The organism is Niallia taxi (genome assembly GCF_032818155.1).
In the GTDB taxonomy this organism is placed as follows: Bacteria; Bacillota; Bacilli; order Bacillales; family Cytobacillaceae; genus Niallia; species Niallia taxi_A.
Genome location: NZ_CP102589.1, coordinates 2,894,562 through 2,916,411, shown reverse-complemented (window position 1 = coordinate 2,916,411; position 21,850 = coordinate 2,894,562). Strand labels below are relative to the sequence as shown.

The 21,850-nt window shown below is 39.8% G+C and carries 15 protein-coding genes and 2 pseudogenes; all 17 read left to right on the top strand.

From position 1 onward, the window contains the following. The 17 genes and pseudogenes from rseP to NQZ71_RS14620 all read left to right on the top strand — a co-directional run bounded on the left by rseP (window position 1) and on the right by NQZ71_RS14620 (window position 21,771). Complete coding sequence (gene rseP / locus NQZ71_RS14700; RefSeq protein WP_144452451.1) at window positions 1-1,269, top strand: RIP metalloprotease RseP; 1,269 nt, start codon at window positions 1-3, stop codon at window positions 1,267-1,269. Window positions 1,270-1,362: 93 nt separating this feature from the next. Next, window positions 1,363-3,063, top strand: coding sequence for a proline--tRNA ligase (locus NQZ71_RS14695; protein ID WP_317010915.1), 1,701 nt, complete (start codon window positions 1,363-1,365; stop codon window positions 3,061-3,063). A gap of 195 nt (window positions 3,064-3,258) precedes the next feature. Next, window positions 3,259-6,177: pseudogene (locus tag NQZ71_RS14690) on the top strand (PolC-type DNA polymerase III); the annotation flags it as partial. 761 nt (window positions 6,178-6,938) lie between these two features. Further along, window positions 6,939-8,354, top strand: a pseudogene (locus NQZ71_RS14685) (PolC-type DNA polymerase III); the annotation flags it as partial. 300 nt (window positions 8,355-8,654) lie between these two features. Then, a complete protein-coding gene (rimP, locus tag NQZ71_RS14680) occupies window positions 8,655-9,125 on the top strand; it encodes a ribosome maturation factor RimP (protein WP_127734517.1) in 471 nt (156 codons plus the stop codon). A gap of 640 nt (window positions 9,126-9,765) precedes the next feature. Beyond that, on the top strand, window positions 9,766-10,896 hold the full coding sequence (gene nusA / locus NQZ71_RS14675) for a transcription termination factor NusA (protein ID WP_275005012.1): 1,131 nt from the start codon (window positions 9,766-9,768) through the stop codon (window positions 10,894-10,896). A 9-nt stretch (window positions 10,897-10,905) separates the two neighbouring features. After that, window positions 10,906-11,193 carry an RNase P modulator RnpM gene (gene rnpM / locus NQZ71_RS14670; RefSeq protein ID WP_127734512.1) on the top strand — a complete coding sequence of 96 codons (288 nt, stop codon included), beginning with the start codon at window positions 10,906-10,908 and terminating at the stop codon, window positions 11,191-11,193. Continuing rightward, the gene (locus NQZ71_RS14665) at window positions 11,190-11,492 is read left to right on the top strand and encodes a YlxQ family RNA-binding protein (protein WP_127734510.1); all 303 of its coding nucleotides are present in this window, start codon (window positions 11,190-11,192) and stop codon (window positions 11,490-11,492) included. Before rnpM ends, NQZ71_RS14665 begins: the two co-directional genes overlap by 4 nt. A gap of 19 nt (window positions 11,493-11,511) precedes the next feature. Then, a complete protein-coding gene (gene infB / locus NQZ71_RS14660; RefSeq protein ID WP_144452545.1) occupies window positions 11,512-13,674 on the top strand; it encodes a translation initiation factor IF-2 in 2,163 nt (720 codons plus the stop codon). Then, window positions 13,671-13,952 (top strand): DUF503 domain-containing protein, encoded by a 282-nt coding sequence (locus NQZ71_RS14655; RefSeq protein WP_127734506.1) that lies wholly within the window; start codon window positions 13,671-13,673, stop codon window positions 13,950-13,952. The genes infB and NQZ71_RS14655 overlap by 4 nt, the downstream gene beginning before the upstream one ends. A gap of 20 nt (window positions 13,953-13,972) precedes the next feature. Then, a complete protein-coding gene (rbfA, locus tag NQZ71_RS14650) occupies window positions 13,973-14,329 on the top strand; it encodes a 30S ribosome-binding factor RbfA (RefSeq protein ID WP_127734504.1) in 357 nt (118 codons plus the stop codon). Window positions 14,330-14,470: 141 nt separating this feature from the next. After that, entirely contained in the window at window positions 14,471-15,388 is a 918-nt protein-coding gene (gene truB / locus NQZ71_RS14645; protein ID WP_260054160.1) for a tRNA pseudouridine(55) synthase TruB, read from the top strand. Between the two features lie 70 nt (window positions 15,389-15,458). Next, window positions 15,459-16,406 (top strand): riboflavin biosynthesis protein RibF, encoded by a 948-nt coding sequence (gene ribF, locus NQZ71_RS14640; protein WP_394374113.1) that lies wholly within the window; start codon window positions 15,459-15,461, stop codon window positions 16,404-16,406. Between the two features lie 196 nt (window positions 16,407-16,602). Continuing rightward, window positions 16,603-16,872 carry a 30S ribosomal protein S15 gene (rpsO, locus tag NQZ71_RS14635; protein WP_127734500.1) on the top strand — a complete coding sequence of 90 codons (270 nt, stop codon included), beginning with the start codon at window positions 16,603-16,605 and terminating at the stop codon, window positions 16,870-16,872. A 259-nt stretch (window positions 16,873-17,131) separates the two neighbouring features. Beyond that, complete coding sequence (gene pnp, locus NQZ71_RS14630) at window positions 17,132-19,258, top strand: polyribonucleotide nucleotidyltransferase (protein ID WP_144452455.1); 2,127 nt, start codon at window positions 17,132-17,134, stop codon at window positions 19,256-19,258. Window positions 19,259-19,442: 184 nt separating this feature from the next. Then, window positions 19,443-20,402 carry a polysaccharide deacetylase family protein gene (locus tag NQZ71_RS14625; protein WP_144452456.1) on the top strand — a complete coding sequence of 320 codons (960 nt, stop codon included), beginning with the start codon at window positions 19,443-19,445 and terminating at the stop codon, window positions 20,400-20,402. A 130-nt stretch (window positions 20,403-20,532) separates the two neighbouring features. Continuing rightward, entirely contained in the window at window positions 20,533-21,771 is a 1,239-nt protein-coding gene (locus NQZ71_RS14620; protein ID WP_260054157.1) for a M16 family metallopeptidase, read from the top strand. Window positions 21,772-21,850: the final 79 nt, after the last annotated feature.

Genomic DNA, 21,850 nt, shown 5'->3' with positions numbered 1-21,850 from the left:
TTGTATACAGTAGTTGCTTTTATTATCATTTTCGGTGCGTTAGTGTTTTTTCATGAATTAGGGCACTTCGTGTTTGCAAAAAGGGCTGGCATTCTCTGTCGGGAATTTGCAATAGGATTCGGTCCGAAAGTCTTTTCTCAGAAAAGAGGAGAAACCACGTATACTATTCGTCTTCTTCCATTAGGCGGATTTGTACGCATGGCGGGAGAAGACGCTGAAATGATTGAAATTAAAGCAGGACATCGGATTGGACTGCTTTTTGGCAAAGATGGAAAAGTTGAAAAGCTTATTCTCAACAATAAAGAAAAGTATCCAGATGCTAGAATAATTAATGTAGAAGCTGCAGATCTAGATCATGAATTAGTAGTGAAAGGATATGCAGAAGACGACATTAATGAAGAACTGCAAGTGTTTCAGATAAACAGAGAAGCGGTTATTATCGAAAATGGTATTGAAACACAAATCGCTCCATACGATCGTCAGTTTAATAGCAAAACGTTATGGCAGCGTACGATAGCAATATTCGCTGGACCAATGATGAACTTTGTTCTAGCATTCGTCGTGTTTGTCATCATTGCACTAACACAAGGCATGCCATCTAATGAACCACAGCTAGGGAAATTAACGGATGATGGTGTAGCAATAAGTGCTGGCTTAAAAGAAGGTGATACTGTTCTAAGTATTGATGGTCAATCGGTTTCTACTTGGAATGATGTAGTGTCAATCATCCAAAAAAGCCCGGGTGAAGAGCTAGAATTTCTACTAGTCCGTGATGGGAAAGAAATGACTGTTGATGTAACTCCTAAAGAAACAGAAGTGGAAGACGGAGAAAAGATTGGACTTGTTGGTGTATACAGCCCAATGGAAAAATCGCCGTTAAAAGCATTCCAGTATGGTGTTACTGAAACTTATACTTGGACAAAGACCATTATCGGTGCAGTTGGAAAACTGGTAACAGGGCAATTTTCTATAGATGCATTGAGTGGACCTGTCGGCATTTATAAATCAACGGACACAGTTGCGCAATCAGGCATTTATTCGCTGATGAGATGGGCTGCTATACTTAGTATTAACCTTGGAATTATGAACTTATTGCCACTGCCGGCTCTTGACGGCGGAAGATTGATCTTCTTTGCGATTGAGGCAATTAGAGGGAAGCCAATCGATAGGCATAAGGAAGGAATTGTCCACTTTATTGGCTTTGCATTGCTGATGCTGTTGATGATTGTTGTTACTTGGAACGATATTCAACGTTTCTTTCTTAAATAAATAATTATTTTTAAAGGACTGAATGGGTGAGGAGAACGTGGACCTCACCTTCCTTCATGGCCTGTTTGTAAAATTTAAATAGAGGTGCTAATAATGAAACAAAGTAAAATGTTAATCCCGACCTTAAGGGAAGTTCCAGCAGATGCAGAAATCAAAAGCCATCAGCTACTTTTGCGCGCAGGTTATATTAGACAAAACGCGAGCGGAATTTACTCCTATCTTCCATTGGCTAATAAAGTACTTAAAAAAATAGAGCATATTATCCGTGAGGAAATGGACAACTCTGGCTCTGTAGAACTTCTAATGCCTGCTTTGCAACAAGCGGAGCTATGGCAGGAGTCTGGCAGATGGTATTCATACGGACCAGAATTAATGCGTTTGAATGACCGTAATGATCGGGAGTTTGCGCTTGGTGCAACACATGAGGAAGTAATCACTAGCCTAATTAGAGATGAAATTAAGTCCTACAAACGTTTGCCACTATCTCTTTATCAAATTCAAACAAAGTTCAGAGATGAAAAACGCCCTAGATTTGGGATTTTACGCGGACGTGAGTTCATCATGAAGGATGCTTACTCTTTCCATAGCTCTCATGAAAGCTTAGGTGAAGTATATGATGCTATCTTCCAAGCATATTGCAATATTTTTGAAAGATGCGGTTTGAATTTCCGTGCAGTTATCGCTGACAGCGGAGCGATGGGTGGTAAAGATACGCATGAATTCATGGCTCTTTCTGAAGTTGGAGAAGATACAATCGCTTATTCTACGGAATCTAGTTATGCGGCTAATATTGAAATGGCGCCAGTTATCACTTCCTATGAGAAAGAGGACAAGCCTCATGGTGTGTTAGAAAAAGTGAAGACTGAAAATGTTAAAACGATTGAACAAGTTGCATCATTCTTGAATGTTGCTGAAAATAAATGCATCAAGTCATTGCTGTTCAAAGTAGATGAAGGCCATGTTCTTGTGTTAGTTCGCGGCGATCATGAAGTGAACGATATTAAGCTGAAAAACCTGCTTGAAGCAACAAATGTTGAGCTAGCTGATGCAGCGGAAACAAAAACAATCCTAGGATGCAGTGTCGGTTCATTAGGCCCAATCGGTGTCAAAGATGTGCAAGTAATTGCTGATAGTGCAGTCCAATATATTGTTAATGGTGTTTGCGGAGCAAATGATGAAGACTATCATTATATTAATGTTAACCCAGACAGAGACTTTGCTGTTAGCCAATATGCAGATTTGCGTTTCATCCAAGAAGGAGATGTTTCTCCAGATGGCAAAGGTTCCATCGTATTTGCAAAAGGTATCGAGGTTGGTCATGTCTTTAAGCTAGGTACACGCTATAGTGAAGCAATGGGTGCTAGCTACCTTGATGAAAATGGTCGTTCACAGTCTGTTATTATGGGCTGCTACGGAATTGGTGTTTCGAGAACAATGGCAGCAGTTGTAGAGCAATTTAATGATGAAAAAGGTATCGTTTGGCCAAAAGCAATTGCACCATTTGATTTGCATTTGATCACAGTTAACGTTAAGGATGAGACTCAAACAGAGTTGACAAACAAGCTATATAAAAGCTTGAAGGACAACAGATATGATGTGCTTGTTGATGACCGTGCAGAAAGAGCAGGAGTTAAGTTTGCTGATTCTGATTTAATCGGTTTACCAATTCGCATAACTGTTGGTAAAAAAGCGGCAGAAGGTATTGTTGAGTTAAAAGAAAGAAGCAACGGTGAAGTACATGAAGTTCATGTAGATGAACTGCTAGAAACTATTTCTAAGCTTCTTGCTAACTAAGTAAATAAAGCTACAGCCTTCGTTAATAGGCTGTAGCTTTTTTCATGAATTGCTTGATGTGAGGAAAGTCGTACTAGTTCTTTAAATTGCCAACATTTAAGCAGTCTTTATTCCTAAAAGAAAAAAAGGATTATGATATAATGTAGCTTGGACATTGTGCCAGTATAGATATTAAGAAAAGTTAGGGGAGAACAAATGGCAGGAATAGAAGGGAAATTGGAACGATTTCAATTGCTATTGCAGCAGCTTCAATTAACAGATGATGCGATTGTATCCCATTTTCAAAATGCAAAAATTGACAAGATTATTATTGAAAGAAAAGCGAAGAAATGGCATTTTCATTTTTTGTTTGAAAACATTATTCCTTATAACATATACCAGCTGTTTACAAGTAAGCTAATCAGCAACTTTGAGCATATTGCATCTGTGACATTTAATATAAATGTCCAGCAAGGTCTTGCAGATGAAGTACTTATAAGGGATTACTGGTCTGCATGTATTGAGCAAATGCAGGGAATCGCTCCACCGCTCATTAAACTACTTAATGAACAAGTGCCGAAAATCCAGGGGAACAAATTAACCATCTTTGTTAACAACGAAATGGAAGGCTTAGCCATTAAGCGTAAATATGCTGATATGATAACGAATGCTTATCAGTACTTTGGCTTCCCGACCTTAATGATTGATACAGAAGTGACTCAACAGGAAGCGAATGACGCGTATGCACAGTTCCTTGAAGCGAAAAAAATCGAAGACCAGGAACGCGGCAAACAAGCAATGCTTGATATTCAGAAGATGGAGGCTGACAAAGAAGCTGGAGATGCAAGTATTCCGTCAGGTCCACTTTCCATCGGCTTAACAATCAAGGATGACAGCGACTATCGACGCCTTGAGGAAATTATTGATGAGGAAAGACGCGTAACGATTGAAGGATATGTTTTCTTCGCAGAAACAAAAGAGCTTCGCAGTGGACGAACATTACTGACATTCAAGATTACAGATTACACCAGCTCTATTATGGTGAAGATGTTCTCAAGAGATAAGGAAGATGCTGCATTATTCCAGCTTGTTAAAAAGGGAATGTGGCTAAGAGCCCGAGGCAGCATTCAAAATGATACCTTTGTCAGAGACCTGGTAATGATCGGAAATGATTTGAATGAAATAAAGCCTGTGGAAAGACAGGATACAGCTAAAGAAGGCGAAAAACGAGTGGAGCTCCATCTCCACACACCTATGAGCCAAATGGATGCTGTTTCATCTGTCGGCGCACTCGTTGGCCAAGCGAAAAAATGGGGCCACAAAGCAATTGCTATAACAGATCATGCAGTTGCACAATCATTCCCAGAGGCGTTTGGTGCTGGAAAGAAAAATGACGTGAAGATTTTGTATGGTGTAGAAGTAAACCTAGTTGATGACGGTGTGCCAATTGCCTACAATGAAAAGGACTTGGTTTTAGAAGATGCGACTTACGTAGTATTTGACGTTGAGACGACTGGTTTATCTGCCGTTTACAATACAATTATTGAATTGGCGGCAGTGAAAATTCATAATGGAGAAATTATTGACCGTTTTGAATCATTCGCAAATCCACACCACAGACTGTCGGCAACGACTATCAATTTGACTGGAATTACGGATGATTTGGTTCAGGATGCTCCTGAAATCGATATTGTTTTACGCAAATTTAAAGAGTGGGCCGGAGACGATATCCTTGTTGCCCATAACGCTTCCTTTGATGTAGGGTTCATCAATGTTGGCTATCAAAAAGCTGGTATGCCAAAAGCAGATAATCCTGTCATAGATACGTTAGAGCTTGGTAGGTTCTTGTATCCAGAGATGAAAAACCATCGCTTGAATACACTTGCCAAAAAATTCGATATTGAATTAACACAGCATCACCGCGCGATTTATGATGCGGAAGCAACAGGCTATCTAGCATTAAAAATGCTGAAGGATGCACAAGAAAAAGGCATTATAAACCATAATCAGCTAAACGAAAATATGGGACAAGGGAATGCTTATCAAAGAGCCCGTCCATATCATTGTACACTGCTTGCTCAAAATGATGTCGGATTGAAGAACTTGTTTAAGCTCGTTTCGATATCCCATTTAAACTACTTCTATCGTGTACCGCGCATCCCGCGCTCTGTCCTGCAAAAGCATCGAGAAGGACTGCTTGTCGGGTCTGGCTGCGATAAAGGGGAAGTATTTGAGTCTATGATGCAAAAAGCGCCGGAAGAAGTAGAGAGTGTAGCGCCATTTTATGATTATTTAGAGGTTATGCCGAAAGAAGTGTATGCCCACTTAATCGAAATGGAGCTTGTTCAGGACCAGAAGGCATTAGAAGAGATTATTGGCAATATCGTCAAGCTAGGCGAAAAGCTGGATATTCCAGTTGTTGCAACAGGTAATGTACATTATCATAATCCGAACGACAAAATATACAGACAGATATTGGTCGGCTCACAAGGCGGTGCCAACCCGTTGAACAGGCATAAGCTGCCTGACGTCCATTTCAGGACGACAAATGAAATGCTAGATGGCTTCCGTTTCTTAGGAGAAGAAAAGGCAAAAGAAATTGTAGTTGCAAACAGTAATAAGATTGCCGACATGATTGATGTAATCAAGCCGATCAAAGATGATTTGTATACACCGAAAATTGAAGGTGCAGACGAAGAAATGCGGGAAATGAGCTACAGCATGGCCAGAAGCATATACGGTGATGAGCTCCCTGAAATAGTAGAGGCGAGGCTAGAGAAGGAATTAAAAAGTATCATCGGCCATGGATTCGCCGTTATTTACTTGATTTCTCACAAGCTCGTGAAAAAATCCTTGGATGATGGATACCTAGTAGGGTCGCGTGGATCTGTCGGATCTTCATTTGTTGCGACAATGACCGAAATCACCGAGGTTAACCCGCTGCCACCACATTATGTGTGTACAAGCTGTAAGCAATCAGAATTCTTCAATGACGGTTCCGTCGGCTCAGGCTTCGATTTGCCTGACAAGGATTGCCCTAATTGTGGAATCAGATATAAAAAGGACGGACATGATATTCCGTTTGAAACTTTCCTTGGATTTAAAGGAGATAAGGTTCCCGATATAGATTTGAGTGTGACACGTTCTTAACTGAAAAGGTTAAGCACTAGTATTTGCTAGTAGAACTGCTATTTCGAAGTGTGGAATGACGGAGTAACGCCCTGAAACACACTCACTGAAGCTACGGCAAGCGATGGAGATATTGCAAACATCAAAATCGTTTGAAGCCCGTTAAAGCAGGCTGAAGTTCACCCTAACAGTACGGCTGAGGAAAGGGAGGTACAAACTTTCTGTGAATGATAGGTCTGGTGTCTAGAAAATTCCTATGGTTAGAAGCGGTAGAATCACTGAGACGAACCCTCGACTGACTTTTCGTGAATGTCACGTATCAGAAATGGTACGGGGTCTATTAAGACTTTTGAGTGTGGATGAGTAAGCGTTTGGTTATGAAAGTCCATATTGTGTTACAGGCACAATCAAGCTCGACGGAATTTAGAGGGAACCTAAGGGAATATGTATAGATAGAAATAGTGGAACGTGTGAAGCTCTCGACATAAGAGAAGGTTGCACTTTGAAGACGATGGTATGTGGAAAGGCAAATTGCTATAACACATTTTACGAGAGTGGCAGGAGTGCTGTAGTACCGATGAAGAAATGCCGTTGATGATTGAATACTCAATAGGTCGGAGGATAAAACATTTCAGAGGGAAGGGCACAAGTCGTTAACGTTGAAACTAACCTTTCAACAAAGTTAACGATGGAACGCCGTGTGAGTGTGAAAGCCTCATGCACGGTGTGGAGTGGGGGAAAAGCTAGAGATAACGTCAAAGGCTTACCTATCACTATATTTTTCTGGAGAATATCAGCCAAAAGCCCATAATTACACAAAGGTGCTGTTTGGTGAGGAATATGTTTACCGTGCAGGAACGATAGGAACTGTTGCGGATAAAACAGCTTATGGGTATGTGAAGGCATACCAGCAGGATAATAATCTGCAAATCAGAGGTGCTGAAATTGACCGGCTTGCTGCAGGCTGCACTGGTGTAAAACGAACTACTGGTCAGCATCCAGGCGGAATTATCGTAGTTCCGGATTATATGGATATTTATGATTTCTCGCCGATTCAATTTCCGGCAGATGATAGAAATTCAGAATGGAAAACAACGCACTTCGATTTCCATTCCATCCATGATAATCTGTTAAAGCTTGATATTCTTGGACACGATGATCCGACCGTAATTAGGATGCTTCAGGATTTGAGCGGTATTGATCCGAAAACAATCCCGACAGATGACCCTGAAGTAATGAAAATTTTCAGTGGCACAGATTCGTTAGGCGTTACAGCAGAACAAATAAATTGTAAGACAGGTACTTTCGGTATCCCAGAGTTTGGTACAAAGTTCGTGCGCCAAATGCTTGAAGATACAAAACCAACTACTTTCTCAGAGCTTGTCCAAATTTCTGGACTTTCACATGGTACAGACGTTTGGCTTGGTAATGCCCAAGAGCTCATTCACAATAATATTTGTAATTTGAGTGAAGTTATCGGGTGTCGTGATGACATCATGGTATATCTGATTTATCAGGGATTAGAGCCAGCATTCGCTTTCAAAATCATGGAAAGTGTGCGTAAAGGTAAAGGCTTGTCTGACGAGATGGAAGAGGAAATGCGCAAGAATGAAGTGCCGGAATGGTATATAGATTCGTGCAAAAAGATAAAATATATGTTCCCTAAAGCGCATGCCGCTGCCTACGTTTTAATGGCCGTAAGGATTGCTTATTTTAAAGTGCATCTTCCGCTCCTTTACTATGCAGCATACTTTACTGTAAGGGCTGAAGATTTTGACGTTGATGCAATGGTGAAAGGTTCACAAAGCATTAAGTCAGTCATTGATGAAATTAGTGGCAAAGGGCTTGATGCATCAACGAAAGAGAAAAACTTGCTGACTGTTATGGAGCTGGCATTTGAAATGGTAGAGCGTGGTTTCACCTTCAAAAAGGTTGATTTATATAAATCAAGTGCAAGCGAATTTATTATTGAAGGGGATTGTTTAATTCCTCCGTTCAACAGTATTCCTGGACTAGGAACAAATGCGGCATTGAATATTGTACGTGCTAGACAAGACGGTGAATTCCTGTCAAAAGAAGATTTACAGCAGCGCGGAAAGGTGTCCAAAACAATCATGGAATATTTGGATAACCATGGCTGCTTAGGCGACATGCCTGATCAAAACCAGCTGTCATTATTCTAAGATAAGGATGTGCTGAATGATGAGGTCACCGAACCTTGCTGTACCAGACTTCTATTTGCATAAATAGTGTGGTTATGGTATAGTTTAGTTGGAAATACTAAGGATAACTTTCGCGAATGGAGAGTGGGGCAACCCACTCTTTCCTGTTGTATGCAGTTTTTTGCATATAAGTTTGCATGGCTAGAATGCCTGCAAATCTGCGAAATAATCACTAAAATTAGGTTAGACAAGAAAAGCATCCCACTATAGTTTGCATTCTTGCCTCAATTAATTTGTTCCTTGCTTAAGGAGGGAAAAAGTTTGAGCAAAGTAACAGGAATAGTCGAAGAAATGGTTAATCCCATATTAGATGATCTAAACTTAGAATTAGTTGACATTGAGTATGTAAAGGAAGGTCCTAACTACTTTTTGCGTGTTTTCATTGATAAGGACAACGGTGTGGATATTGATGAATGTGCGGCAGTCAGTGAAAAACTAAGCGAAAAACTGGATGAAGTGGATCCGATTCCAGAAAACTATTTCTTAGAAGTATCTTCTCCTGGTGCCGAAAGACCACTAAAGAAAGACAAGGATTTCCAAAAAGCAATTGGGAAAAATGTACATATTAAAACATATGAACCGATTGACAACGAAAAAACGTTTGAAGGAATTCTTACAAGCTTTGATGGCAATGTTGTCACAGTTGAAGTGAAAATCAAAACGAGAAAAAAAACCATTGAAATTCCTTATGAAAAAATTGCAAAAGCAAGACTTGCAGTAATCTTCTCATAAGAACAAGGAAGTGCTTTGGCATAATTTAGCCAAGCACTTTTCCACTTATTTATTTTTGCGTCAGCCCTTAAACCTTCGAACACTTCAAGTCAGGCTAAGAAGTCAAAGAACGACTTCCTGTCCCGACTCTCCAGTGTCTCTCAGGTTTGAGCAAAGGGCTTCCGCTCTATATTTAGTCGAGCTGCAGTGCCCTGCCTCTCTTAGGTCATAAGCCAAGCTGACCGGAAAGCAAAAGACGGCTTTCCGCTTCATCTTGTCTTATGCTAGTCGAGGGGCGACAGGATGTCGGTCAGGACGGCGTTCCCACAGGACGTGGGGATTTTAGCCGTCCATCCTTTATCCAGGCACTTCCGCTCTATATCAAACAAGCGTCAGCCCTTAAACCTTCGAACACTTCAAGTCAGGCTAAGAAGTCAAAGAACGACTTCCTGTCCCGACTCTCCAGTGTTTCTCAGGTTTGAACAAAGGGCTTCCGCTCTATATTTAGTCGAGCTGCAGTGCCTTGCCTCTCGAGGTCATAAGCCAAGCTGACCGGAAAGCAAAAGACGGCTTTCCGCTTCATCTTGTCTTATGCTAGTCGAGGCAACACAGGCACTTCCGCTCTATATTTTCCATTGAGGTTAAAGGGGGATACACTCTCATGAGCAGTGAATTAGTTGATGCTCTGGTATTGCTTGAGAAAGAAAAAGGGATTTCGCGTGATGTTATTATTGAAGCTATCGAGGCTGCTCTAATTTCAGCATATCGCCGAAATTTCAACCAAGCGCAAAATGTTCGTATAGATTTAAATTTAGGTTCCGGCACTATGCGTGTGTTTGCACGTAAGGAAGTTGTCGATGAAGTATTTGATCCGCGTTTGGAAATTTCATTGGAGGATGCTCAAAAGGTAAATCCGAACTATGAAGTAGAAGACGTTGTTGAATTAGAAGTAACTCCGAAGGACTTCGGCCGTATTGCTGCGCAAACAGCAAAACAGGTTGTTACACAGCGTGTGCGTGAAGCTGAAAGAGGAATCATTTACTCTGAATTTATTGATCGCGAAGAAGATATCATGACAGGTATCGTTCAACGTCAAGACAGCAAATTCATTTATGTGAGCTTAGGAAAGATTGAAGCAATCCTGCCCGCAAATGAGCAGATGCCAAACGAGTACTACAAGCCACATGACCGAATTAAAGTGTTTTTAACAAAAGTTGAAAAAACGACAAAAGGTCCACAAATTTATGTTTCAAGGACACATCCAGGTTTGTTGAAGAGATTGTTTGAGATGGAAGTGCCTGAAATTTATGATGGTACTGTAGAAATTAAATCTGTTGCGCGCGAAGCTGGTGACAGATCGAAAATCTCCGTCCACTCTGAAAACGAAGAGGTAGATCCAGTTGGATCATGTGTTGGTCCTAAAGGTACGCGTGTACAGACAATCGTTAATGAGCTAAAAGGCGAAAAAATCGATATTGTACAATGGTCCCAGGATCCAAAAGTGTTCGTTGCTAATGCTTTAAGTCCATCTAAAGTGCTTGAAGTAATTGTGGATGAAGAAGAAAAAGCTACAACAGTAATTGTTCCTGATTACCAATTGTCACTTGCAATTGGAAAAAGAGGACAAAATGCTCGTCTTGCTGCAAAGCTTACTGGCTGGAAAATCGATATCAAATCAGAAACTGATGCAAGAGAAGCTGGGATATATCCAACAGATTCAACTTTGTTGACATTTGATGATGCAGACGAGGATGAGGAAGAGTTTCGCTTAAACAGTGAAGATTTAGATTGATTGGGGTGAATGAGTGTGAACAGCAAAAAAGTACCAATGCGCAAATGTGTTGCTACAGGTGAAATGAGACCAAAAAAAGAACTGGTTCGCATCGTTCGCTCGAAAGAAGGTCTAGTATCGGTTGATTTAACCGGAAAGAAATCGGGACGTGGCGCTTATCTTTCTAAGGATAAAGAAGCGGTACTTTTAGCCAAGAAGAAGAATATTCTGGCAAACCAGCTTGACGTGGCAATTGAGGATTCGGTATACGAAGAGCTGCTGGATTTAATAGAGAAGGAGCAAGGACAATCCAAATGAAAAATAATCAATGGATGTCATTACTTGGCTTAGCAAATCGAGCACGGAAAATTACCTCAGGTGAGGAACTTACCGTAAAAGAAATTAGAAGCGGAAATGCAAAACTAATATTATTGTCGGAAGATGCTTCACAAAACACGGCCAAAAAAATCATGGACAAGAGCAATTCCTATAAAGTGCCAGTGAAAATGGTGCCAGACAGGGAGATGCTTGGACAATCGATTGGCAAGGAAGCAAGAGTGGTTGTCGCTGTTTTGGATAATGGATTTGCAAAAAAACTTTTAACACTGCTCGATTAATTCTTGCGGGGGTGAAATGATGAGTAAAATGCGAGTTTACGAATACGCAAAAAAATTCAACATATCAAGTAAAGATGTTATTACAAAACTAAAAGACATGAACGTAGAAGTGTCGAACCATATGACAACATTAGAAGATGACGCAATTAAGAAATTGGATAGCATTTATAATAAAAGTACTGAAGAAATACAAAATAACAATAAGATTGCTGGTTCGAAGAATATAGCGGCAACTTATGAAGAAGAAAGTGATGCAATGGCTGAAAAAGGAAAAACAACTCAAACAAAAAACAATAATTCAAAACCAGGTTTCAACAAACCAAAAAGCAATAATAATAACAACAATAATAAAAACAGAAACAACAATAATCGCAACAAGGGGAAACAAGCTCCAGTAGCTCCTCCAGCTCCTAAAAAAGAAAAAGAATTGCCAACAAAAATTACGTTCAGCGATTCTTTAACGGTTGCAGAGCTTGCAAAAAAACTGCATCGTGAACCTTCTGAAATCATCAAAAAATTATTCATGCTTGGTGTAATGGCTACGATCAACCAAGATCTTGACAAAGATGCAATTGAATTGATTGCTGGAGATTATGGTGTAGAAGTAGAAGAAGAAATTAAGGTGGATGCGACAGACCTTGAAGTTTACTTTGGGGATGATGAAGCTGCTGAGCTTATCGAACGTCCGTCTGTTGTTACAATTATGGGTCACGTTGACCATGGTAAAACAACATTGCTTGACAGCATTCGTAACACGAAGGTAACTGCTGGCGAAGCTGGTGGAATTACACAGCATATTGGTGCATACCAAATCGAAGATAACGGCAAAAAAATCACATTCCTTGATACACCGGGACATGCTGCGTTTACAACAATGCGTGCACGTGGAGCAAAAATTACGGATATCACTATCCTTGTAGTTGCTGCAGATGATGGAGTAATGCCACAAACTGTCGAAGCAATTAACCATGCGAAAGCAGCTGAGGTTCCAATTATCGTAGCTGTTAACAAAATGGATAAGCCGACTGCAAACCCTGATAGAGTAATGCAGGAATTGACAGAACATGGATTAGTACCAGAGGCTTGGGGTGGAGAAACTATCTTTGTACCGCTTTCTGCATTAACTGGTGAAGGAATTGATACATTGCTTGAAATGATTCTACTTGTAAGTGAAGTGGAAGAATATAAAGCAAATCCAGATCGTAATGCTGTAGGTACTGTTATTGAAGCAGAGTTGGATAAAGGTAAAGGTTCTGTTGCAACACTATTGGTGCAAAATGGAACATTAAACATCGGTGATCCAATTGTTGTCGGTAACACATTTGGTCGTGTTCGTGCAATGGTTAATGACCTTGGACGTCGTGTTAAAACTGCTGGTCCATCTACACCAGTAGAAATAACTGGCTTAAATGAAGTTCCACAAGCCGGCGACCGTTTCGTTGTATTTAAAGACGAAAAAACAGCACGTCAAGTTGGGGAAGCGCGTTCTTCTGATGCGATTCAAGCACAAAGATCTGAAAAGGCTAGAATTAGCCTAGACAATCTGTTCGAGCACATGAAGCAAGGTGAAATGAAAGACTTGAATATCGTCATGAAGGCAGATGTTCAAGGTTCAGCTGAGGCGCTTGCAGCAGCACTTTACAAAATCGAAGTTGAAGGCGTAAATGTTAAAATCATCCATACGGGTGTTGGTGCTATTAATGAATCTGACATCACGCTTGCAGCAGCTTCTAATGCTATCGTTATCGGCTTCAACGTAAGACCTGATGTCAATGCGAAAAGAGCAGCAGATGCAGAAGCAGTGGATGTACGCTTGCACCGCATCATTTATAAAGTTATTGAAGAGATTGAAGCAGCGATGAAGGGTATGCTTGATCCTGAATTCGAAGAGAAAGTTATCGGCCAGGCTGAGGTACGCCAAACATTCAAAGTTTCTAAAATCGGAACAATTGCTGGTTCTTATATAACAGATGGTAAAATCACAAGAGACAGCGGTATTCGCATTATCAGAGATGGCATTGTTATCTTTGAGGGTGAAATTGATGCGTTAAAACGCTTCAAGGATGATGCGAAAGAGGTTTCTCAAGGATACGAATGTGGTATTACTATTAAGAACTTCAATGATATGAAAGAAGGAGACATCATTGAAGCTTATATCATGCAAGAAATTGAGCGCAAATGATAACAGGTCTGCTGACAGTTGAATGTATCATTTATGATGCTCATTCGCTGAAGGAGAAGCGTGCTGTTTTACAGCGAATCATGGATCGCTTGAAACAAAAATACAATATAGCTGTGTCGGAGGTTGGCTTCCAGGATATGTGGCAACGGGCAGAGATCGCCATCGTAACGGTGGCGTCTGTAAAGGTTGCAGCAGAAAGAGAGCTTCAGAATGCTCTAAAGCTGATTGATTCATTCCCGGAAATCGAAGCTGCGACTACAGCTATAGAATGGCTTTAATAGAATGAGGTGAGAATGTTATGAGCCTTAGACCAAACCGTGTTGGTGAACAAATGAAAAAAGAGCTTGGTGAGATCATTAGCAGAAAAATTAAAGATCCTCGCATAGGCTTTGTTACTGTAACAGATGTTCAAGTAACAGGAGACTTGCAACAGGCAACTGTGTATATTTCTGTACTTGGAGATCAAGAGCAACGAGAAAATACCCTTAACGGGCTTGCAAAAGCGAAAGGGTTTATACGTTCAGAAATTGGACAAAGAATCCGCTTGCGCAAAACACCAGAGATTACTTTTGAATTTGATGAGTCTATTGATTATGGAAACAGAATTGATACATTGCTACATCAAATTGCAAAAGAATCCGATTCAGATAAATAAGACTTTGTCTGTAAATGACTCCTATTTCCTTCTGTTCTCAAAAACAAGGAGAGTACGCTCTCTTTGTTTTTGAAACAATAGACAATAGGGGTCATTTTATTTAACAAAAGCATTTAGCTTTGAAGGAGAGGATTTGGAAATATGGAGGGTATTTTACCATTATGGAAGCCGAAGGGCATGACATCACATGATTGCGTGTTTAAGCTTCGTAAAATATTGCGTATGAAAAGAATCGGCCATACAGGTACTTTAGATCCTGATGTTACTGGTGTTCTTCCGATTTGTTTAGGAAGGGCGACAAAGGTTGCTGAATACATAACTGATGCTGGAAAGTCGTATGAAGGGGAGGTTACAATCGGATATTCTACGACAACAGAAGACAGCTCTGGTGAAAAAGTAGAAGAAAAAAGGGTAGAAGGCAGTATTACAAGAGAACAGGTTGAAGTGGTTCTACAATCATTAACAGGTGTTATCTCACAAACACCGCCAATGTATTCTGCTGTCAAGGTAAATGGCAAAAGGCTTTATGAATATGCTAGAGCTGGAATAGAAGTAGAAAGACCAACAAGGAACGTGACTATTTATAAAATTGAATTGCTTGAAGATTGGGATTCCCTTTCAGGAGATGAAATTTCTTTTCGATTTAAGGTTGATTGCAGCAAGGGGACGTATATAAGAACACTTGCCGTAATGATTGGAGAAAAGCTTGGTTACCCTGCTCATATGTCGGATCTTTCTAGAACACGTTCTGCCACAATGACATTGGATGATTGTCTTACATTGGAGCAGATTGAAGAGGCACAAAGCATTGGTGTATTGGAGCAAAGCTTAAGACCCATAGAGGATGCGCTTAGTTATTTGCCGAAATATGAAATAAATGATACATTAGCTATGAGAGTCAGGAACGGTGCAGTGCTGGAAACTCCTCCACACTTAATGGATGCAGATGGTCCAATTGCAGTTTTTTCAGAAGAAGGAGAGGCGTTGGCCATTTATATACATCATCCATCTAAAGAGGGAATGATAAAACCTTCGAAGATTTTGAAGGTTTTGGAGTAGCAAGCAGCGGTTTTGATATAGACAGGCATAACAATAAAATTATTTAGTGCTGGAAAAAGGTGAGTCAAGTTTGAAAGTAGCAAGAATAGATAATATTGAAAACATGCATTCCATGGATTTTCCTCCCCTAGTTATGGCATTGGGCTACTTTGACGGTGTCCACCTTGGCCATAAGAAGGTCATAGGGGAAGCAAAAAAAGCAGCAGATGAACTAGGAATAAAAACAGGTGTGATGACATTTGATCCTCATCCGTCACTCGTTTTGTCAAAAGAAAAAAAGCAAATTGGTCTTATTACTTCATTAGATACAAAAATAGCTGAGATGGAAAAGCTGGGCGTTGACTACTTGTTTATTATTCATTTCACAAAGGAATTCGCCGCTTTGGAGCCGCAACAGTTTGTTGATCAATACTTAGTTGGACTTCATGCAAAGCATGTTGTGGCAGGCTTTGATTATACGTATGGCATGAAGGCAGCTGGTACTTCTGAGACATTAGAGGAGCATTCCCGCGGCCAATTTGGGATAACAATAATTAATAAGGAAACCTTCGAGGGAGAGAAAGTGAGCTCTACTCTTATCAGGTCCCATATTAATACTGGAGCTATGGATAAGGTCCCAATGCTGCTTGGTCGTTATTACAGCATCCATGGCCGTGTCATTCACGGAGATAAGCGCGGAAGAACAATTGGTTTTCCGACGGCAAATGTGGAGGCTGCTGGTGAGGAAATTATTCCTCCACAAGGGGTTTATGCAGTTAAGGTGTTAGTTGACGGGAAATGGTATGAAGGGGTTTGTAATGTTGGTACGAAGCCTACATTCCATCCAGAAAAAACAGTTCAGTCCATTGAAGCGCATATCTTCGATTTTAATCAAGAGATATATGATAAGACGATTACGATTGAATGGCATATAAGGATAAGAAGCGAAAAGAAATTTAATGGCATACAAGAGCTTGTTGAGCAAATTGCCAAGGATAAACAAACAGCTGTTGAATATTTTGCAACACTTAATGTTTAAAACGAGAAAAGATTGGGAATGATAGTGGAAGAGTATTCCCCAATACGAAAAAATAATAGATTTTCTTGCTTTTTTTATGAAAAAAGGTTATTCTTATAAACGTACTAAAAACAACCTTTGCTTGGCAAAATCGAGTCACCAACGTTTTGCTCAGTAAATGGGGATTAGTGTAATAGGATATAGGAGGTGAAACAGGATGGCAATCACTCAAGAACGTAAAAACGAACTTATCAATGAGTACAAAACGCATGAGAACGATACTGGATCTCCAGAAGTTCAAATCGCTGTCCTTACTGAGTCTATCAACAATCTGAATGATCATTTACGTACACATAAAAAGGATCATCACTCACGTCGTGGTCTTTTGAAAATGGTAGGTAGACGTCGTAATCTACTAACTTACCTACGTAATAAAGACGTTCAACGTTACCGTGTTTTAATCACTAAACTTGGTCTACGTAGATAGTTTAAAAAAGCGGGATACTTTTTCCCGCTTTTTTATTGTGCAATTTGTGCAAGAAGACTACTATAAAACTATTGACATATAGATATAACAGATTAATTACATAATTGTTGGTGAACACTGACTTTGACATAAGTGAATATAACTGAAATAATATGTAATAAGTATTTTGATAATGATAAAAAATATCCATGTAGGTTTAGGTAGTACTTAAATAACCAAAACCTCTAACAAGTGAAATGAGCAGAGAGGGGTTTTTAGAATGGGACAAGATAAACATGTCTATTCAATGGACTGGGCTGGCAGGAAGCTTACAGTCGAAATTGGCCAATTGGCTAAGCAAGCAAACGGCGCAGCATTGGTGCGTTACGGGGATACAGCTGTTCTAAGTACTGCAACAGCATCTAAAGAACCGAAAAATTTAGACTTTTTCCCTTTAACAGTTAACTATGAAGAGCGTTTATATGCAGTTGGTAAAATACCTGGCGGCTTCATTAAAAGAGAAGGAAGACCAAGTGAAAGAGCAATCCTTGCGAGCCGTTTGATCGACAGACCAATCCGTCCGCTATTTGCAGATGGTTTCCGTAATGAAGTTCAAGTTGTCAGCCTTGTAATGAGCGTTGATCAAGATTGCACGTCTGAAATGGCAGCAATGTTTGGATCATCATTGGCGTTATCTGTATCAGATATTCCTTTTGGCGGACCAATTGCTGGTGTCTATGTTGGAAGAATTGATGGAGAGTTCGTCATTAACCCAACAGTCGAACAAGCAGAAAAAAGCGATATTAACCTTGCTGTAGCAGGAACAAAAGATGCTATTAACATGGTTGAAGCAGGCGCTTTAGAAGTACCTGAGGAAATAATGCTTGAAGCGATCATGTTTGGACATGACGAAATTAAAAAGCTGATTGAGTTCCAAGAAAAAATCGTGGCAGAAATCGGCAAAGAAAAAGTGGATGTAGTTCTTTATGAGCTGGACAAAGATATTGAAGCAGAAGTTCGCGCAATTTGCGAAGCTGAAATGCTTGATGCAATCAGAGTTCAAGAAAAGCATGCACGTGAAGCTGCAATTAAAGTAGTGAAAAATTCTGTTGTTGAGAAATTCGAAGCAGAAGAAGCGGATGAGGACAAGCTGAAGCAAGTGAAGCAAATTCTTGATAAACTTGTTAAAAACGAAGTTCGCCGACTTATTACAGAAGATAAAGTAAGACCTGATGGACGCGGTTTGGAAGAAATTCGCCCACTGTCATCTGAGGTTGATTTACTTCCTCGTACGCATGGCTCTGGTTTGTTTACACGCGGACAAACGCAAGCACTTAGCATTTGTACATTAGGTGCATTAGGAGATGTTCAGATTTTGGACGGTCTTGGTGTAGAAGAGGAAAAACGCTTTATGCACCATTATAACTTCCCTAACTTCAGTGTAGGGGAAACAGGACCAATGCGTGGACCTGGACGTCGTGAAATTGGACATGGTGCCCTTGGTGAGAGAGCATTAGAACCAATTATTCCTTCCGAGAAGGATTTCCCATATACAATCCGTCTAGTTTCAGAAGTATTGGAATCTAATGGATCAACTTCTCAAGCGAGCATTTGTGCAAGTACGCTTGCAATGATGGATGCTGGTGTGCCAATTAAGGCTGCAGTTGCTGGTATTGCTATGGGTCTGATTAAATCAGGTGAGCATTACAGCATCTTAACAGATATTCAAGGTATGGAAGACCACCTTGGCGATATGGACTTTAAAGTAGCTGGTACATCTAAAGGTGTTACAGCACTACAAATGGATATTAAAATTGACGGGTTATCAAGACAAATTCTTGAAGAAGCATTACAACAGGCAAAAATTGGTCGTATGCAAATTCTTGAATCAATGCTGGCTACAATTCAAACTCCAAGAGAAGAATTGTCCACATATGCACCAAAAATCTTGATGATGGCAATTAACCCAGATAAAATCCGTGATGTTATTGGGCCAAGCGGTAAGCAAATCAATAAAATCATTGAAGAAACTGGCGTTAAAATTGATATTGAACAAGATGGAACAGTGTTTATTTCGTCCGTAAATGATGAAATGAATAAAAAAGCAAAATCAATCATTGAAGATATCGTCCGTGAGGTTGTTGTAGGACAAATGTATCTTGGTAAAGTAAAACGAATTGAAAAATTCGGTGCATTTGTGGAAATCTTCAACGGTAAAGACGGTCTAGTTCATATTTCTGAACTTGCAGAAGAGCGTATCGGTAAGGTCGAGGATGTTGTTGCAATCGGCGATGAAATTCTTGTGAAGGTAACAGAAATCGACAAGCAGGGCAGAGTAAATCTTTCCCGCAAAGCCGTGTTAAAAGAGCAAAAAGAACAAAAAGAACAGGCAGAAGACGCAAAATAATAAGTTAAAAAAATCAGGTTTGACTCTAATGATTTCTGTATTTTACGCAGCAATTGCGCACAGGCAGTTAATTGTAAGGGTCTGCCTTTTTTTATAGCCAAAATGTTATTCCGTTAATTACAATTTTCAAATCGTTCTACCTTGTCCTCCTTCTACATAAAGTTTTATTAGGAGGGGATTTAGAATGAAAAGAATAATTCCGATGGCTGGAATCCTGCTAGCAGCATGGCTTGTTGTAAACAATCCATTATCCAATACATATGTAGCAAGTTTGGTTGATAACCGTGAAAGTATTACAGTTTCTAAAGAGAGCAATTTATTAGAAACAATTGAAAGTAATGCAAAGAAGTATCGTATAGATGCTGTCGACGCTAAAATTGATCCGGTGTGGAAAGCTATTCCAGGCATAAATGGACTTGAGGTCGACATTAAAGCTTCCTATAATAAGATGAAAAAAGATGGCGTTTTTGATGAACATAAACTTGTTTATAAACAATTAAAGCCGAAGGTTCATCTCAACGATTTATCTGCATCTCCTATTTATAAAGGCAACCCTGATAAAAAAATGGTAAGCTTCCTCATTAATGTTGCGTGGGGAAATGAGTATTTACCAGATATTTTGGCAACTTTAAAAAAGCAAAATGTAAAAGCAAGCTTTTTTCTTGAAGGAAGATGGGTCCAAAAAAATCCCGAGCTGGCAAAAATGATTGTGGAAGCAGGGCATGAGGTTGGCAACCATTCCTATACACATCCTGATATGAGTAAAATAAGTGAAGCGAAGATCAGAGAAGAAATTATCAAGACAAATGATGTGATTGAAGCAACCACTGGAAAAAAGGTGACATGGCTTGCGCCTCCTAGCGGTTATTTTAATGATGCGGTGGTGCGTATAGCAAAAGAACAGAAGCTTGGGACCTTAATGTGGTCAGTTGATACGATTGATTGGCAAAAACCAAGTCCTGATGTGCTGCTGCAGCGTGTCATGAGCAAGGTCCATAATGGTGCAATGATATTAATGCATCCAACAGAATCTACCTCTAGCAGCTTAGATGAACTCATAACCCAAATAAAGCAAAAGGATTTAGAGATTAATACTGTCACAGAAATGCTTAGCGAGGAACGTTCTATGTCAGATAACGAATGATAGAAAAAAATTATCTCACATTCAATTATTTTTGATAATGAAACAACTTTTTGGAAAAAATACGAATAATGAGATATACTAGCAGTCGCAAGCAGTTTAACTTTGGCAAACGAGAACAGGAGGAACTTACTTGATTAAAAGATATACTTGCCAAAACGGAGTAAGAATAGTGCTGGAGAACATACCTACCGTTCGCTCTGTAGCTATTGGTGTATGGATAGGCACTGGTTCAAGAAATGAAGACGAAAAAAACAATGGAGTTTCCCATTTTCTGGAGCACATGTTTTTTAAAGGAACAAAAACAAGGAATGCAAGAGAAATTGCAGAATCCTTTGATAGCATAGGTGGGCAAGTAAATGCATTTACTTCAAAAGAGTATACTTGCTATTATGCAAAAGTGCTTGATACACATTCTGATTTTGCACTTGAAGTGCTTGCAGACATGTTCTTCCATTCTACCTTTGAAGAGGGAGAGCTAAAGAAAGAAAAAAACGTTGTCTATGAAGAAATAAAAATGTATGAAGACACTCCTGATGATATTGTTCATGATCTATTAAGTCAGGCAGTTTATGAAAAGCACCCGCTTGGATATCCTATTTTAGGAACAGAGGAAACGTTAAGTACCTTTAATGGCGATACATTAAGAGAATATATGTTTGACCACTATACACCGGAAAACACGGTTATTTCCATTGCTGGGAATATTACGGAAAGCTTTATTGCGGAAGTAGAGAAATACTTTGGCGCGTTTGAAGCTGGCAAAAGTGAAGCGGTAATCAGTGAACCAGCCTTCCATACGAACAGGGTTTCACGTAAAAAGGAAACAGAACAGGCGCATCTTTGTCTTGGATATGAGGGACTAAAGGTTGGTCATGAAGACATGTATAGTTTAATATCTCTGAATAATATTTTGGGCGGAAGCATGAGCAGCCGATTATTCCAAGATGTAAGGGAGCAAAAGGGGTTAGCATATTCTGTCTTTTCCTATCATTCCTCCTTCCAAGACAGTGGGATTGTAACGATTTACGGTGGAACTGGTGCTAAGCAGCTTGATGAGCTGTATGAAACGATTCAGACAACTCTTGAGACGCTTAAACGCGACGGCATTACAGAAAAAGAGCTAGCGAACAGCAAGGAACAATTAAAAGGCAGCTTGATGTTAAGCTTAGAGAGCACAAACAGCAGAATGAGCCGAAATGGCAAAAATGAATTGCTGCTTGGTAAACATCATACTTTAGACGAAATAATTACGAAGATAGATAAGGTATCTAATGCGGACGTGAATAAAATGGCACATCAAATTTTCACTGATTCCTATTCTGTATCGCTTATCAGTCCAGACGGTCAACTGCCAAAAAGCCTTCTATAATATAGAAGGAGTTACATAAAAATACTTTTAGCTAGTCTAAATCCTTTCTCCGAGCGATATGATTAATAGAATAACATAT